The organism is Alistipes provencensis (genome assembly GCF_900083545.1).
Lineage (GTDB): Bacteria > Bacteroidota > Bacteroidia > Bacteroidales > Rikenellaceae > Alistipes > Alistipes provencensis.
On record NZ_LT559262.1, the window covers coordinates 2,921,277 to 2,937,521 of the forward strand.

At 57.4% G+C, this 16,245-nt stretch carries 11 protein-coding genes; 1 reads left to right on the plus strand and 10 read right to left on the minus strand.

What is annotated here, in order from left to right; genetic code table 11:
* Window positions 1-15: 15 nt before the first annotated feature.
* From BN5935_RS11400 to BN5935_RS11430, 7 genes are read right to left on the minus strand one after another with little or no spacing between them, the layout of a single operon-like run.
* Window positions 16-1,608, minus strand: a complete 1,593-nt coding sequence (locus tag BN5935_RS11400) for a DUF4832 domain-containing protein (RefSeq protein ID WP_147625818.1) — start codon at window positions 1,606-1,608, stop codon at window positions 16-18.
* Window positions 1,609-1,612: 4 nt separating this feature from the next.
* The gene (locus tag BN5935_RS11405; RefSeq protein WP_162272073.1) at window positions 1,613-3,139 is read right to left on the minus strand and encodes a DUF4874 domain-containing protein; all 1,527 of its coding nucleotides are present in this window, start codon (window positions 3,137-3,139) and stop codon (window positions 1,613-1,615) included.
* Window positions 3,140-3,165: 26 nt separating this feature from the next.
* Window positions 3,166-5,013 carry a SusE domain-containing protein gene (locus BN5935_RS11410; protein WP_064976192.1) on the minus strand — a complete coding sequence of 616 codons (1,848 nt, stop codon included), beginning with the start codon at window positions 5,011-5,013 and terminating at the stop codon, window positions 3,166-3,168.
* Between the two features lie 35 nt (window positions 5,014-5,048).
* Window positions 5,049-6,422: an FISUMP domain-containing protein gene (locus BN5935_RS11415; RefSeq protein ID WP_064976193.1), complete on the minus strand. Its 1,374-nt coding sequence runs from the start codon at window positions 6,420-6,422 to the stop codon at window positions 5,049-5,051.
* 19 nt (window positions 6,423-6,441) lie between these two features.
* Window positions 6,442-7,977: a RagB/SusD family nutrient uptake outer membrane protein gene (locus BN5935_RS11420; protein WP_064976194.1), complete on the minus strand. Its 1,536-nt coding sequence runs from the start codon at window positions 7,975-7,977 to the stop codon at window positions 6,442-6,444.
* Between the two features lie 13 nt (window positions 7,978-7,990).
* Window positions 7,991-11,353, minus strand: coding sequence for a SusC/RagA family TonB-linked outer membrane protein (locus tag BN5935_RS11425; RefSeq protein ID WP_162272074.1), 3,363 nt, complete (start codon window positions 11,351-11,353; stop codon window positions 7,991-7,993).
* Between the two features lie 59 nt (window positions 11,354-11,412).
* Window positions 11,413-12,402 carry a FecR family protein gene (locus BN5935_RS11430; RefSeq protein WP_064976196.1) on the minus strand — a complete coding sequence of 330 codons (990 nt, stop codon included), beginning with the start codon at window positions 12,400-12,402 and terminating at the stop codon, window positions 11,413-11,415.
* 205 nt (window positions 12,403-12,607) lie between these two features.
* Between BN5935_RS11430 and BN5935_RS15340 the strand changes: the two genes are divergently transcribed.
* Complete coding sequence (locus BN5935_RS15340) at window positions 12,608-12,775, plus strand: hypothetical protein (RefSeq protein ID WP_162272075.1); 168 nt, start codon at window positions 12,608-12,610, stop codon at window positions 12,773-12,775.
* Between the two features lie 451 nt (window positions 12,776-13,226).
* On the opposite strand, the gene BN5935_RS11435 is transcribed toward BN5935_RS15340, so the two are convergent.
* The 3 genes from BN5935_RS11435 to BN5935_RS11445 form a co-directional block, all read right to left on the minus strand.
* Window positions 13,227-14,168, minus strand: a complete 942-nt coding sequence (locus BN5935_RS11435; RefSeq protein ID WP_064976197.1) for a GDP-L-fucose synthase family protein — start codon at window positions 14,166-14,168, stop codon at window positions 13,227-13,229.
* A gap of 6 nt (window positions 14,169-14,174) precedes the next feature.
* A complete protein-coding gene (gmd, locus tag BN5935_RS11440) occupies window positions 14,175-15,263 on the minus strand; it encodes a GDP-mannose 4,6-dehydratase (protein WP_064976198.1) in 1,089 nt (362 codons plus the stop codon).
* 156 nt (window positions 15,264-15,419) lie between these two features.
* The gene (locus BN5935_RS11445; protein ID WP_064976199.1) at window positions 15,420-16,178 is read right to left on the minus strand and encodes a WecB/TagA/CpsF family glycosyltransferase; all 759 of its coding nucleotides are present in this window, start codon (window positions 16,176-16,178) and stop codon (window positions 15,420-15,422) included.
* Window positions 16,179-16,245 lie beyond the last annotated feature (67 nt).

Here is a 16,245-nt window from a genome sequence, read left to right on the forward strand (position 1 = left end):
TTCATGGTCGTGCCGTTATTCCAATTGTACCTCGCCCAAAGGGATCAGTCCGTCGGGTGTGAGGTGTTTTTCGCCCAGCCCCACTTCGATTCTCCGGTCGAGGTGTCGGTCGTAAAGTTCGATGCAGAGCCGGTATTTCCCCGGGGGGCAGGTGTCCGGAATGTCATAGACATATTCTTCGGTCCGGGCTTCGCCGGGCATCCAGCGGAGGTTGTCCGCATCGACAGTCAGTACCGTACTGTTTTCGCTGCCGGTCAGGTGCAGGCGCAGGACGAAGGGGTTGTAAGCGGGTGCGACTCCTTGGTTGAGCCAGCGTACGGCGAGTTTGTTCCCCGTTCTTCCGACTGTGGGCTGCCACGTTGCCGAGACCGGGAAATACCAGTAACCCGCACGGTTGGCCAGATGCACCGAAAGGTCGGGATTGTCGGCGAACCACTCGCTGAGATAACCGTGGTACCCGATGTAGGAGGCATGCGCCACTTCCATCGATTTCTCGAAGAATACCGCCCCCGAGTAGCCGTAGCGGTTGACGCCTTCGCCGTTTTGCCCGAACCAATGCCCCTCGCGTTTGGCATAGGAGTAGTGCTCCAGTTCGTAGATCACGGGGCGGTCGGGATACATTATTTCGAACAGGTAAGGGCGGGTCACCGACCAGTTCCCGGTTGAGGTCTGCATGTAGTAATCCACCAGAAAACTGTCGCTGCGGAAAGCCACGCCCTTGCGGCGGCAGTATTCGGCCAGATCGAGGATGCGTCCGTTGCCCTCCCTCGCACCGTCGAACGGCTCCTTGAGGTAGCAGAAAAGTCCTTCGACCGCTACGAGGAGCGAATGACGGTAGTATTTGCAGTAGAGGTCGATGTGTTTCTTGATCACCTCGTTGGAGGTTTCCTGCCGGGTCGAGAAATGGGTGTGTCCCTCGCCCCAGTCCCCGACCGAACCCATGTCGACATAGCGGAGCCACGGTTTGCCGTCGTAACGCGCGGCAAAGGCCCGGTGGAAGTTCTCCAGCTTGGTCAGAAAGATGGAATCGCCGTAGTCCGGCGACCACGAGTGTGCCGAGCCGTTATAACCGGCCGGGAGGTCTGTCCCGGTGGCCCCGGCATCGCGCACCCACTTGGGCGTCGCATAGTTGATCCCGTCGACGCACTGCCCCACGGCTCCCGGACAGCTACCCGTCTCGCGGCAGGTGATGCGGAATGAAATGCCGTAGCCGAGCGGTACATATTTGTTCACCACTTCGTCGATCAGGCTCCAGTCGAAATGCCCCTCCTCGGGTTCGAGATAGCTCCACGCCAGACGCAGATAAAGGTGGTCCATGCCCGGGAACTTCTCCAGCAGAGCGAACTCTCCGGGACGCAGGGCGTCGTCCTCGCCGATCCCGTCGCCGCCGATGCCATAGGCCCACACGCCGTTGTCGTAGTAGTGGTGGTACCACCCTTTGTAGGGGTTTTCCAGCAGGCGCGATTCGTCCCACAGGTATTCGTAACTGCGGTACATCATTCCTTCGGCCGCCGGTTGCAGGGCCGCTCCGGAGGGGGCTCCGGCCATGGCGGCCCTGCATGCGAGCGCCGCCAGCAACAAGGCTGTCGGTTTGGGAAAGTATCTCACGGCATCAGATTTCAACGGTTCCCACGATGTTCACGCGGCGCATCTCCCCGGCGTCGGTCCAGTGTTCGGCCAGCGGCCCCGGAGCCCACAGCAGGTCGTAGTCCCCGCCGCGGCCCTCGTTCAGCGGATCGGGCATCCAGATGCCGACCTTGTAGCTGCCGGAGAGTCCGGCGGCGGGAACTGAAGCCGAGATGGTGTGTTGCAGGGGTGTGTAGTTGCCCGAAGCGGGATCATAAGGCTGCCAGCCGAGCGGATCGACATCGGTCAGTTCCGTCGCGGAAGCAATCGTTCCATCGGTTCCGATAAGCACAAGGAAGACCTTGCGCGGGTTCAGCGGAGCGGCGAATCCGGTGTTGGTCAGCGTGATGTCGCAGCGGATGCTGCCTCCGGAGACGGAAATTCCGACTGATTTCGCGTTGATGCGGTAGCCGAGGTGGTCGCGCACGAACTCGTAGAAGGAGCGGTTGACGACGTTCTCGCCCTGCTGGAAATAGGTTTCGTCATAGAGCATGTTGTTGGCGTCGAGCAATGCGGGATAGACTTTCTGCACCTTCCAGTTCTGGATGTTGAGTTCGTAGTTCTGGGTGATGTCGAAAGCCGAGAAGTGCTGGTCGCGCAGGATGACCATGACTTTCGAGATATCCATGATCTGCACGAATCCGTATTCGTCTTCGACATAGGGAATCTCTCCGGTCATATAGAAGTGCGGCGACTGCTCTTTCATGCGGTTGTACTCCTCGCCGGGCATGCTCATCTTGTCGATGGGGTCCATGCCGGCCGTGAAGAAGTCGCTGTGGATGCCGATGCGCGGGTAGTCGGACGTGTTCCGGAGCGCCAGCGCATCTTTCCGGGCGAGTTCGCGCACCTGCACGCCGCGTGGCGCCGGGAAGATTTCGAGCAGGCCGTTCACCACGTCGTCCTTGATCTGCTGGTCGTTGTCCGTCAGCGGTGACGAGTGCCATTCGCCCCATGCCCCGAGGAACCCGGCCTGCATCGTGGCGACGAGTCCCGTGTTCGCCTCCAGCAGCGGTTTGAGCTGTTCGAGGTGGCGGCGGATGGTTTCCGGTTTGTCGAGTCGGTTGTTCACATACATGTCGTCGTTGTAGGCGAAGCGCAGGATCACCTTGAATCCGCCGGCCCGCACGATGTCGAACGCCTTTTGGATGTTGTCCAGCGCCGACTGCGGCAGGTCCGAACCGGACCACTGTTTGAGGTAGATGTAGAGTTGGATCAGCCGCGAACTGCCGTCGTACCCCCAGCGGCCGACCAGTTCGGGAATGCTGAACAGCGCCTCGGTCTCGGGGTCGGCGACGGAGCCGTTGTCCAGCAGCGTCTTGTGGGCATAATAGGCGTATTCGAGGTGGTAGCCTCGTTCGGGGTTGGCCAGCGCCTCGACCGGCTTGATGGGACCGGGAGGCGGCGAGGGCGGCAACGTCTCCCTGATGAAGGGCGGCGGGTCGATCATGTTCTCGCACGCGGAAACCGTAACGGCCGCGGCGGCCAGCAACGTTATTTTCAGGAATGTCTTCATCGTCGTGTGTTTTTTGAGGGTTCCGGTCATCGTCCCTTGTAGATCAGGCGTGCAGGGGCCAGCGAGTTGGCCGAACCCCACCAGCCCGAGGCACCTTCGGCGCTGTAAGGCGGTTCGCCGGCCGACCAGTAGTAGAAGAACTTGCCGTTCTGGGAGGCGTCGCCCTGATAGTCGTAGACGTAGAACATCTCGTGGGCGGAATTTCCTTCTCCGCTGAAGTCGGTGCCCCAGTTGAAATAGACGTAGGTGTTGTATCCGTAGTAGAAGCGTCCGTTGGGGCCCATGTTCATCTGCCATGTGTTCCACTCTTCGCGGGCGGGCGACCATTGGTAGTCGAATGTCGGCGTGCCGTGCTCGTCGGCGGCATAACGGTCGTAATCCTTTATGACGTAGCATCCACCGCCCTCAGCAGCTTGTCCTGCGGCGTCGAAAAGGGCTTTCCATTCGGCGAGCGTCGGCAGTTTCCACGCTCCGGAGGAGAGGTAACCGGCCGTCGATGCCGAGCAGCGATAGTACATCGTCTTCAGATCGAGGAAATATTGCGGGATCACCTTTGCATTCGCGGCTCCTGCGGCCTGTCCTTCGTAGGTACGGCCCGGGCCGGCGAATTGGTTGAACTCATTGCCCGAATCTTCGGTCACACGGGTCAGGTCCTGACCGTCGGCGGAGTACGATGTGCGCAGGTCGTCGGCCAGCCAGACGGCCTCGTAGCCCGCGGCTTTGATGACGGCGACGCGGTAGACGTTGACCTCCTGTCCGTTGTTGCGCTTGTCGACGAAAACCATCATGCCCCTCAGCGAGAAGGTCCCCGGTTCGTCGGCCATCCACTTTCCGTCGGCCTTGACATTCCAGTACAGCGGGTTCGGCAGGTAGCGGCGGAGTCCGAAGGCATCGGGTTCAATCAGCAGTTCCTGCAGTTCGGTGTGGGTGAACGACCGGGTATTTGTCGTCAGTCCTGTCACCGGGATGGGGGCGGACATGTCGGCGTTGGCGCTGAATACGAGTTCGTAGGAGGAGGCACCGTTGTCGGCCCATTCGAAGACGACGGGTGTCGGAGCCTCTCCGCCGTCGGGCGTGTATGTCAGCATGATCGAGGCATCCTTTTCCGGCCGGACGAGGCTCAGAGCGATTCGTTGGGCGCGGATGCTCCGCACTTGCGTTCCGACCTCTTCGTGTCCTTCGGCCGGGAGGACGCTCCAATAGACGGTCTTTTCTTCTCCTGCTCTCAGCCCTATCTGCGCCAGCACGGCGTCGAAGGCATCGACGGAGGCGTATTTGAGCGATTTCAGGTCGCCCGCGTCGACCGAAACGGGGTCGGTCAGCTCCTGCGACAGGGAGAACAGCACGCTACACTGTGTAACCTCGGCCGGTTTCGACCAAGAGAACTCTACGGTCAGTGTCTTATCATTGAGGTCCATCGGGGCGTTGTCGGCCGGCGACAGCAGTGCGATCACGGCGGCCTGCGTCTCCGTCCGGGTCAGGTCGATGACCCGGACCTGTGTCTTCACCGGCTTCGAATCCGCCGGGGTCACGCTCCAGTAGATCTTGCGCTGTTCACCGTCTCCGATTCCGAGCGCTGCGGCCGCGGTGTCGAAATCCGTCGCCGTGAGGTAGAAGGGATTGCCTTTCATGGTGAAGGTCTGCGGGTCGGTTAATTCTTCGGAGAGACTCAGCACGAGCCTGTAGTCGGCGATGCCGTCGACGGCTGTCCAGCCGAAGGTGGTCGAGGCTCCTGCGGCGAGATTTACACGGGCGTTGTCGGCGGGATTGGTCAGGGCGACGGTCGGGACGGCGGCTTCGTCGTCCCCGTCCGAACTGCATGACCACCCCGTGAAGGTGGCAAGGGCTGCCAACAGAATGATATGGTGTTTCATTGTGGTTTGAAGTTTGGTTATCGGGTTGTCGTTTTTCAGGGATTGCCGTAGACGAAGCGCACCGGAGCGTAGAGTGTCTGCTCGGGGTACCACAGTTGGGCGCCGCCGTCGTGGAGCAGGGTGACGTTGGTCTTGCCGCGCATGTGTTCGGGCAGCGTCGCAATGTGGAAATTGGCGTATTTCTTGTTGAACTCAATATAGGAGCCCCATTCCAGATAGCGCCCGGCCGCGGTCATGTTCATCTTCCACGCGTTGACATGGGTATCGGTGCTTGTGATCCCGCCCGAGTAGAAGACGGGGTCTTTCAGAACGACTACCCCGCCGTCGGCCAGAGCGGCTTCGTTGAACAACTTGACGAACTCCTCGTTGGTCGCCAGATGCCACCCTTCGGGGGCGATGTCGTTACGGATGTCGAAGCGGTAGTGGCCGCCGTAGACGTGCTGGTATTCCGCGATGCGGTCTTCCGGCACCGGATTGCCGTTCTGCGCATCCCGCAGTTCCTCGGCGGAGGGCCACCGGACGTCGTCGGGCCCGAGGTCGCTGCCGTCCGTGAATCTGGAGCCCCGGTAGTTATCCGCGAACCAGACCACTTCTTCCCCGTCGCTGTAAATCAGTTTCACGACCCGGTAGACCTCGCCGTCGCGCGGGTCGGTGTAGATCGGCATGCCGTCGAGCAGCAGTGTCGCCGGGGCGAGCGAAACCCATGTCCCGTCGGATTTGATGCGCACGTTCCAATAGACGGTGTTGAGATTGAAGGGGTCGAGGGCCAGTTTGCCGATGAGCGTCTGCAACTGTTCGTGGGTCAATGTGGCTTTACGGGAACCGTTGGCATCGAACACTGCGGTTTTCGCCGCTTCGAACTGCGGTCCGGAGGAGAAGATCAACTCGCAGGACTCCGTTTCGGAGAGTCCCTCTGCATCCCATGCAAATTCGCAGGGTGTGTCCGGTTCGTCGTAGCTCAGGGCCAGCCGGAAGCGGTCTTCAGGGGCTTCGAGTTTCGATACGAGACGCCGCACCGCCAGCGGGCGGATTTCCGAGGAGGCGATGGCAAGGTTGTCCGCGGGCTTCACCGACCAGTAGAGCTGTGCCGACTCTCCGGCTTTGAGCCCGAAGAGAGCCAGTTGCTGATCCAAAGCCTGATAATCGGCCGTATAGCTGCCCGTACTGCCGGCTTCGATGACATAGGGATTGAGCAGGTAGGGACTTTTGCTCAGCACGAGCGCATACTCCCCGCCGTCGGGGTCCCAGCCGAAGCGATAGTCGTCGCCGAGGTCGTTCAGGTCGAACACGGCTCCGGCGGCAGGCGCCTGCAGAGCGATGTTCGTTTCGTCCACCCGGACACGGTAGTTGTCGGTGCAGCTGCAGAAAAAGAGGACTGTGGCGACTGCCCAGCATATCTGTTTTTTCATGGTTCTGTCGTTTAGTGCGTTAATACCCCGGGTTCTGGAGGATGACGCCTCCGCCCTGATTGACAATTCCGATCGGTATAGGCAGGCGTTCGTAGTCGTAGCGGAATCCGTCGGTCTTCTGGTAGATCTTTTGCAGCCGGGCATCGGTCAATACGCCCGCGAAACGCATCTTGGTCTCGTTCACTTGGATGAATTTCCCGTGGCGGATGAGGTCCTGACGACGAGCACCCTCCATGTAGAGTTCGTGTCCGCGCTCGGCCAGCAGCACTTCGAGGAATTTCGCCACGGTCGGGACCTGTCCCATCGTATATTCGGCGAGTCCGACCCGGCGGCGCACTTGGTTGAGGTACTCCAACGCTTCGTCGGTCACGACCTCGCCGTCCCGTACGATAGCCTCGGCCAACAGCGTGATGGCGTCCGCATAGCGGTAGACCGGAATGTCTATTTCACACTCCTGACCGATGGTCCCTTCGAGACCGTATTTCAGCGGGACGGGACCATAATAGAGCCCGGTACGGTCGGCGTTCGAACGGTCGGCGCGGCTGTGGACCGTACCGGTGGTGCCCGTGTATTCGGCATAAATCTTTTCGAGCCGCCTGTCGCCCGCTTCGAACGTGTCGTAGAAGGGCCACGAGAGGTGGAACACGCCCCATTGCATCAGGTTTAGCCCTGCCGGGACCGGGAAATCAGAGGGAAGCGTATGCGCCAGCCACGAGTGCGTCATGCCGTAGCCGTTCTTGGCCGTCGCGGAGAAGATCACCTCGGTGTTCTTCTCGCCGGCCAGCGTGAAGAGCGAATGGTAGTCGGGAACCAGTTCGTAGCCGTAATCCTTTTTCGTGAGTTCGCGCCCGATACGGACCGCATCCTTCCAGCGGCGGGCCATCATGTAGTATTTCAGGAGGACCATGTTCGCACACCCTTTCGTGAAGCGCCCGTAACCCGATTCGTCGTATTTGTACGGCAGGTCGGGAGCCGCCGCCAGCAGGTTGGATTCGATGAACGCCTGCATTTCGGTCTCGGTCGCCCGCGGGATCTTGGCATCCGAGAGCGGGTCCTTGAGTGCCTCGAGGTTGGGCAGCGAGATCGGTCCGTAGAGGTCGTAGAGCATGAAGGCGAGGAATCCCATGCCGCAGCGCAGTTCGGCGTTGAGTCCCGCGCGCTCGGCGTCGGTCATCGGGACGTCCTTGATGCGGTCTATGGCCAGCATCATCCCCGAGAGGTATTTCGAATGGTAGTAGAGCGGCGTGCGGCTCTCGTCCGTGACGGGATAGCCCCCGGCTCCGGTCATGTCGAAGCCGATGTAGCAGGCCGGCCAACTGCACTCCATCTCGTCGGTCTGCATGAAGGAGAGCATCGGGTAACCCCATCCCGTGTTGAACATGTTCCATGTGTTGAAGGGATGGTAGGCGGCCGAGATGACCAGCGCATCGGCGTCCTCCTTGCTCTTGGGGAAAGTCGAGGGGTCGATCTTGCCGTATTCGACCGTCTCCAGTTCGCAGGCCGTACCGAGCAGGAGCGCGGATAAGGCAAGCAGTTGAAGTATCTGTTTTTTCATGGTTTGCAAGGTGTTAGAAGGTGATGTTCAGCCCCACGGTGTAGGTTCGCACGTTGGGATAGGAGAAACTCAGGTTGTCGGTCTCGGGATCGAGACCCTTCCAGTTGGTGATTACGAACGGATTGCTTACGTCGGCGTAGACGCGGATGTTGCGGAGGAATTTCTTGTCGACGGGGATCGTGTATCCGAGATTGATGTTCCCGCACCGGATGTAGTAGACGTCCTGCGTGTAGAAATCGCCCCAGCCGTTGCCGCCCGAAATGTACGACGGGCGCGTCCCGCTGCGGTTGCTGTTGGTGAAGGATTCGTAGGCATAGCGCGTCACGTTGTAGCCGCTCTGCATCTGCGTCCAGTTCTCCATGTACGAAGCGCCGCGGGTCATGCCGAACTCGCCGTAGAAGTAGATCGAAAAATCGAGGTTCTTCCACCGCAGCGAGTTGTTCAGGCCGATGAAGAGGTCCGGGGCCGAGGCGCCCATATAGACCATGTCGCGGTCGTCGAGTGTCTTGTCGTTGTTCTTGTCCAGCAGTATCACCATGCCCGGCAGCAGCGTGGACTGGTGTACCGGAGGAGCGTCGGCGTCGGCCGGCATGAGCCCCAGCGACTTGTATGACCACCATGCGGTTTTCTGATCGTCGACCTTTTGATATGGGGCCGGTTTCCAGTAGGGAGGGCGTTCTTTCCAGCGGTCTACATAACGGGAGGCCGTGAACGTCGTATTCCATGTGAAATCTTTACGGTCGATATTGGTGGTGTTCAGCGTCAATTCGAAACCCGTTCCCCGGGTGACGCCGCCGTTGGCGATCACCGACGATACGGGATAGTAGTACATCAGACTGTTCCATGTGATCAGGTCGCGGATGGTCCTGCGGTAGTATTCGAAGGCCACCGAGTAGCGGTTGTTCTTGAAGCCGATGTCGATGCCGAGGTTGAATTCACGCGTCGTCTCCCATGTGAGCTTACTGTTCCCGACGGTCGAGTCGGTGATGCCCGCCACGATCTTGTCGCCGATGACTGCCGCAGGATACTGGATCGAGAAGGAGTCGTAGACCTGATACGGCACGTTGGAGTTTCCGGTTTCGCCGAACGAAGCCCGGATTTTCAGGTTGGAGAGCCATTTCCGCGCCGACTGCATGAACCTCTCCTCGCTGACCACCCATCCCACGGCCACCGACGGAAATATGCCCCAACGGTAGTCGGGATGGAAATTCGAATCCCCGTCGGCGCGCATCGAAACCTCCAGCAGGTAACGCTGTTCATAGTCGTAGTTGATACGCCCGAAATAGGACGAGAGGGTCTTGCGACCCCCGTCGGAGCCGACCTCGGGTTTGTCGGCCTGTCCGGCCCACAACTGATAGTAGAGCGAGCCATCGATCATGAAATCGGTGTTGCGGGCGCTCACATACTCGTAGTCGCGTTTCTCGTAGGAATAACCGGCCAGCACCTTGAGGCGGTGTTTGCCGAACGTCTTGGTATAGGTCGCCGTGAGGTCCATCAGATAGCTGTCGTCCTCGCGCTGCCGGATATTCGCGTCGCCGTTGCGTCGCATGCCTTCGAGCACCGTCTTGGGCAGGTAACTCGACCGTTTCTGGAACTGGCGGTCGGCCCCGAGCTGGAATTTCAGTTCCAGCCCCTCGACGGGCTTCGCAGTCACGAATGCCGACCCCATGATGCGGTCGAAGACCGAGATGTCCGTGATCTCGAGCAGCGACACGGGGTTGGGAGAGGTAGGACGTGCCGGGTCGATGCTGTAATCGCCGTTCACGTCGCGGATCGGGATCGTGGGGTTGGCCATGGCTGCCGCCCGCAGGATACCGGCGTTTTCGTGTTCGCCTTCGCCGAGCGGGATATTGTCGTACTTGTTCTGCGAATAGGTCGCTGTAAATCCCGCCGAGACCCATTTGCTGATGTCCCAGTCGAGATTCGAACGCACGGTGATGCGCTGGGCCGTATTGCCCCGGATGATGCCCTGCTGTTTCATGTAGTTGGCCGAGGCCATGTAGCGGAACGACTCCGTGCCGCCCCGCACCGAAACGTTGTGCTGGTGGAGGATGCCCGTGCGGGAAACCTCGTCGGTCCAGTCGGTGCCTTTCAGGTGTTTGATCTGGTCATCGGTGTAGGCCGGAACGTATTCGGGGATGGTGCCCGACGGTGCCGTCATGAACCGGGAGTACATACCCAAGGCATAGGTCCGGAGGTACTCCTCATAGCTCTGCCGGTTATACATGTCCATGTACTGATCGGCGGAGAGCATTTCGTAGTGCTTGGCGACGGTTTGCACCGAGATATTGCCTGAATAAGTCACTACGGGGCGCTCTTTCGCACCGCGTTTGGTTGTGATGAGGATGACGCCGTGACCCGCGCGCGAGCCGTAGATGGCCGTCGATGCGGCGTCCTTGAGGACGGTTATCGACTCGATGTCGTCAGGGTTGAGCGAACCGAGCAGGTTGTCCGTAGAGCCCGATTCGTAGATGTTGCCCGAGCCGAGCGTCGAACCCTCCGTGACGGGAAGCCCGTCGATGACCACCAGCGGGCTGTTCGACATGTCGGACAACTCGCCGCGGATGCGGAATTTCACGCCGCCTCCGGCTTGGGCCGATACCTGATTCACGCGCAGGCCTGCGGCACGTCCCGCCAGCGATTGGGAAACGGTCGATTTCGAACTCGTTTCCACGTCGGCCATCTTGACGACGGAGACCGATCCGGTCAGGGTTTTCTTGTCCTGCGTGCCATAGCCGACCACGACAACCTCGTCGATCAGCCGCTCGCTCTCCTGTAATCGAACCTGAAGCTCCGTGCGGCCGTTCACCGGTATTTCGGATTTTTGATAGCCCAGAAACGACACTTCCAATACGGCGTCGGACGGTACGGAGATTCGGAAACTTCCGTCCGCGCCGCTGATCGTTCCGTTGGAACTTCCCTTTTCGAGCACCGTCGCACCGGCGATGCCCGCTCCTGCGGCGTCGCTCACCGTACCCCGGACCGCTGTCCGGCCGTCGTCCGACGGCGCTTTCCGGTCGCCTGCGGGAGGTGTATTCTGTTTCCGGACAGCTTTCAGGATGATGTAGTTGTTGTCGAATACGCCGTCGATTCCCATCGGCGCAAAGACCTCCTTTATTAGTTTCGCTGCCGTCATGGAGCGGGATTTCAGCCGCACCTGCCGCGAAGTTTCCACCTCCTGCGAGCTGTAGACCACGAGGCATCCGGTCTGTTTTTCGATCTCCGAGATCAGCGTTCCGATCCGCACCGTATCGGCCGATACGGTCACGATCCTCTCCTCAGGCTTTGTCGCGGAGGCGTAAGCCTGCGGGCCCGTGTACAGGCAGACGAGCGGCAGCAATGCGAGCGTCAGCACCCGGGTGAATCTGGTAAACAAAGGGGTAAAGTTCATATCATAAGGTTGGTATTAGGTTAGTCTCGGTTCGTCGGCGTAGCTCAGTCGATGTAGATCACTCCTGTCGAATCGTCCTTGGTGATGCTGAAGCCCTGCGCCTGCTGCAATAGCCGCAGGATCTCGTAGACACCGTCCTTCTGCCGGAATTTACCCGAGTAGCGGGCGGTAGCGGCCTCCGGATTGCGGATAACGATATTCGTATGGTAGTAGAATTCCAACTGTCCGGCGATCTCCCGGAGCGTGGCGTTCCGGAAGGCATGGATGCCTTCTCGCCACAGCAGTTCATCGTGGTTGAACCCATGGGACAGCCGCAGTTCACCGTTTGCATAGTGGACCTGATCTTCGGGTTTCATGTTCACCGACCCTTCGGCCGAGCTGCCGGCCGTCACCTCTACGGCGCCCTCCACGAGCGAGATGGTGGCTGCGGCGGGCTCGTAGGCCGAAACGTTAAACTTGGTGCCCAATACCTTGATTTTCATGTCTCCCGTCGAGACGATGAACGGCCGATGCTCGTCGCGGGCCACCTCGAAGAACGCTTCTCCCGAGATATGGACCTCCCGTTGCCCGGTTGCAAACCCGGCGGAACAGGACAGTGTCGAACCGGCATTGAGCCACACTTGCGTGCCGTCGCCGAGCTTCACCTCGGCCCGTTGTCCCCACGGTGCCGAAACTGTATAGGGGGCATCGCCGGACGAGGACTGCCCGAAACGGGCCGTTATTCCCCAAGTGATCCCTGCAGTCAGAAGTACGGCGGCGGCGTAGCGGACTGCGCTGTGTGAAATACGTCTGAAAAGCATCTTTCGGCAGTTTTTTCGAAATACATCGTATGCCTTGCGGCCCTCTTCCGCATCCTCCGGAAGTTCCCGGAGCGCGAAGGCCGCGGAGATGTTGCGGCAGGTTTTATACTCCTCGCAGAGCTTTTTGTCTTCGGCCACGGCGGCCATATAGTCCGACGACAGGCTGCTACCCTCTTCTCCGGCATTTTTCAGGGTGTCGTCCCAGTTCAGAAATCCATCGACCCGTTTTTCCATGTGTGTCTGTTTTATTAAGAAGCGGACATCCGGCGAAATTCCGCCAATGGATCGTGACAAAATCGTATGGCTTTCTTTGTACGCCTTTGAGGTTGCGGACCAACCATCCCTATGACAACCACCGTTTCGACCATACCGGCGAACGGGCCGTGCCCAACTGCATTGTAGTATGCAGTAAAATCCGGAAATAGCGTCGCCGAGAAGAATGGATCTGCCGGATGATAAACAGTTGCTGAGACGTCTCAAAGAGGGTGACAAGGAGAGTTTTCGGATCATCTTCGAGCGGAACGCTCCGGTTTTCCTCGCCTTTGCACAGCGTCTGCTGCGTGATGCCGACGTGACCGAGAACAATCCGCGCGGTACATTTCTGTAACTTGCAACTGTGTATCCGATTAGGCACTTCGGAGACTTACTTTCGCATGTGTCTTTGCTGTGGTCTCAAAATGAAATAATCCCACATATCATCGATATGCAGGACTATTATTCTTTCTACGTCGTATTGTACTACAAAAAAGAGGTCTTCTCAGACCTCTTGCGAGTGGAAAACGGAACTCGGACCTATTGTCTTTGTTCTTTATGTATCAATATGTTATAGCAGTGCTTTGTTTTTGAGGTCACGCGGTTGTAGCGATTGTTTTACTCCTCATTACATCTCTATGCTATGATACAAAAATACGAATTATTTTTGATATTTCCAACAGTTGATCTGAGGAAAAAATCAATTTGATTTTCGAGTTTCTGTCGATAGTTATCTGACAATGTTTTCCTTGATCTGGTCGACGATATAATGTACATCCTCAACACATAGAGATCATGGGACAAGGTTATCGTTCGGCTCGCATGGGATTTTCCAGAAAATCCCGATACGACAGCCGAATACCCTCCTCCAGTTCGGTTTTGTAAGTCCAGCCGAGCGCCGCAGCCTTCGACACATCCAGCAGTTTGCGGGGCGTACCGTTGGGTTTCGAGGTGTCCCACCGAATCTCTCCGCCGTAACCGATCACTTTCGCCACGAGTTCCGTCAGTTCCTTGATCGAAAGTTCCTTACCCGTCCCGGCATTGACCGTCTCGTTGCCGCTGTAATTGTTCATCAGGAATACGCACAGGTTGGCGAGGTCATCCACATAGAGGAACTCGCGCAACGGACTCCCGTCGCCCCAGCAGGTGACATATGGCAGTTTTTGTTCCTTGGCTTCATGGAAACGGCGGATCAGTGCCGGCAGCACATGGCTGTGCGTCGGATGGTAGTTATCGTTCGGCCCATAAAGATTGGTCGGCATTACGCTGATATAATTCGTGCCATACTGGCGGTTGAGATACTCGCAGTACTTCAGTCCCGAGATCTTTGCCAGCGCATACGCCTCGTTCGTTTTTTCGAGTTCCGAGGTCAGCAGACACGACTCCTTCATCGGCTGAGGTGCCATGCGCGGATAGATGCACGAAGAGCCGAGGAATTCCAGCTTCTTACAGCCGTTCTGCCACGCCGCATGGATAACATTCATCTCAAGGATCATATTCTCGTACATGAAGTCCGCCAGAGCACTCTGGTTGGCCTCGATACCACCGACTTTCGCCGCCGCCAGAAAGACATACTCCGGCTTCTCTTCGGCGAAAAATCGTTCGACAGCGTCCTGACGCGTAAGGTCCAGCTCCCGATGCGTACGGGTAACGATATTCGTATATCCCTGCCGCTGCAACTCACGCACGATCGCCGATCCGACCATGCCCCGATGCCCGGCGACGTATATTTTAGCACTCTTTTCCATATTCCGCTATTTTACAATGCCCTTTTCGAGATACTCGGCGAGGTTTGTCCGTATCTCCTCACCGGCTCGTTCCACAGCCACCTTCGCCATATCGGCATCGACCATGATTCGAACCAGTTGTTCGAAACTTGTCCGGGTCGGGTTCCAGCCCAGTTCGGCCTTCGCTTTGGTCGGGTCTCCCCAGAGATTTACTACATCCGTCGGTCGATAGAAGTCCGGTGAAACCTCGACCAGTACCTTGCCCGTAGCTTTGTCGATTCCCTTTTCATCTTCGCCCTCGCCGACAAACTCCAATTCAATGCCGGCATATTTGAATGCAAGGTAGCAAAATTCCCGCACGGAATGTTGCTCACCCGTGGCGATGACGAAATCTTCCGGCGTCTTGTTTTGGAGAATCAGCCACATACATTCTACATAGTCTTTGGCATAGCCCCAATCGCGGAGCGACGACAAGTTGCCCAAATACAATTTATCCTGCTTTCCTTGAGCGATGCGGGCGGCGGCGAGGGTGATCTTGCGGGTCACGAACGTTTCACCCCTACGTTCCGATTCATGGTTGAACAGGATACCCGAGCAGCAAAACATTCCGTAGGCCTCGCGGTACTCCTTGACGATCCAGTAGCCGTAGAGTTTCGCCACGGCATAAGGCGAGTAAGGATGGAACGGGGTGTTTTCATTCTGCGGTACTTCCTCCACCTTGCCGTAGAGTTCCGAGGTCGAGGCCTGATAAATGCGACATGTATCGGCAAGACCGCATTGACGCACGGCTTCCAGAATGCGCAGTACGCCCGTGGCGTCGACATCGGCTGTAAACTCCGGAGCGTCGAACGACACCTGAACATGACTTTGGGCTGCAAGGTTATAGATTTCATCCGGACGGATCTTGCCAATGACCTGCAACAGACTCATCGAGTCACCCAGATCGGCATAGTGCAGATGGAAATGCGGCAGACCCTCCAAATGGGCAATCCGCTCCCGAAAATCTACGGAGGAACGACGTATGGTACCATGTACGTCATAGCCTTTTTCCAATAAAAATTCCGCCAGAAACGATCCGTCCTGACCTGTAATCCCGGTGATTAAGGCTGCTTTCATTTTTTAAGAAATAAATGTTATGGAATATTGCTAATGATGCAATGGATAGAGCACAATGCTTTTAAAATCGACATGACGCATTATAGCTCAGGAATGGGAATAGAAAGATGCGGCAGGACTATTTTCCAAATGTCCGCGCCAAATGAAAATTTATGATTAACATCCTGTATGGACATTGTGCCGCTTACGCCGCCATTCCTGCCACAGAAGGCGAGGCAGCGAGCCAAGAATACCTGTGCATCGGGAGAGTTGTTTACGCGGTTCCTTAAAGATACGGTGCACAAACTCAAGGTGACAACGGATCATCCACTGAGGGGCACGCGAAACCTCCGTCCCGCTGAAGAATTTGAACGCGGCACCTACAGCAATCATAACACCATGATGCAAATAGGGTTTCAACCTGCTCATGAAAATCTCCTGTTTGGGAGCTCCTAACGCGATCCAAATAATATCAGCGCCATCGGTCTCAACAATCCGGGCAATCTCCGGATAATCGAACTCCTCTACTTTGCGGAACGGCAGTTCAATGAACTGCATCTGTGCCACGTCTGGATTTTCTTTCTGCAGATTGGCTTTCAATCCATCCAAAATAGTCTGTGAGGTCCCCATGAAAATCATCCGATACTTCCAGCTCTTTACAATGTCCATAAAAATCTGACTACCGCAATACTGCTTATAACGCTTGCCATAGTAGATCCATCGGATATAAAGCGGCACATAGCTGCTGTCGCAGATGGAGAACATTCCCCCATTCACCACTTTTAGGTAGTCCGGATTGCGATTGGCAATATTGAGTATCACTCCATCTGCCACGCAGATATAATTTGCCCCGGGCTGCTCAAGCCTTTTCTTGATGGCCTGATGTACCATCTCCCGATCCATTTCATAGCGTATATTGAAGTAGTATTCTGTCATGTATTACTGAATTTTGGTAATCATTGCGGATTAGGTATCTTGCATTTCCTACCTTTTGAATGTTATG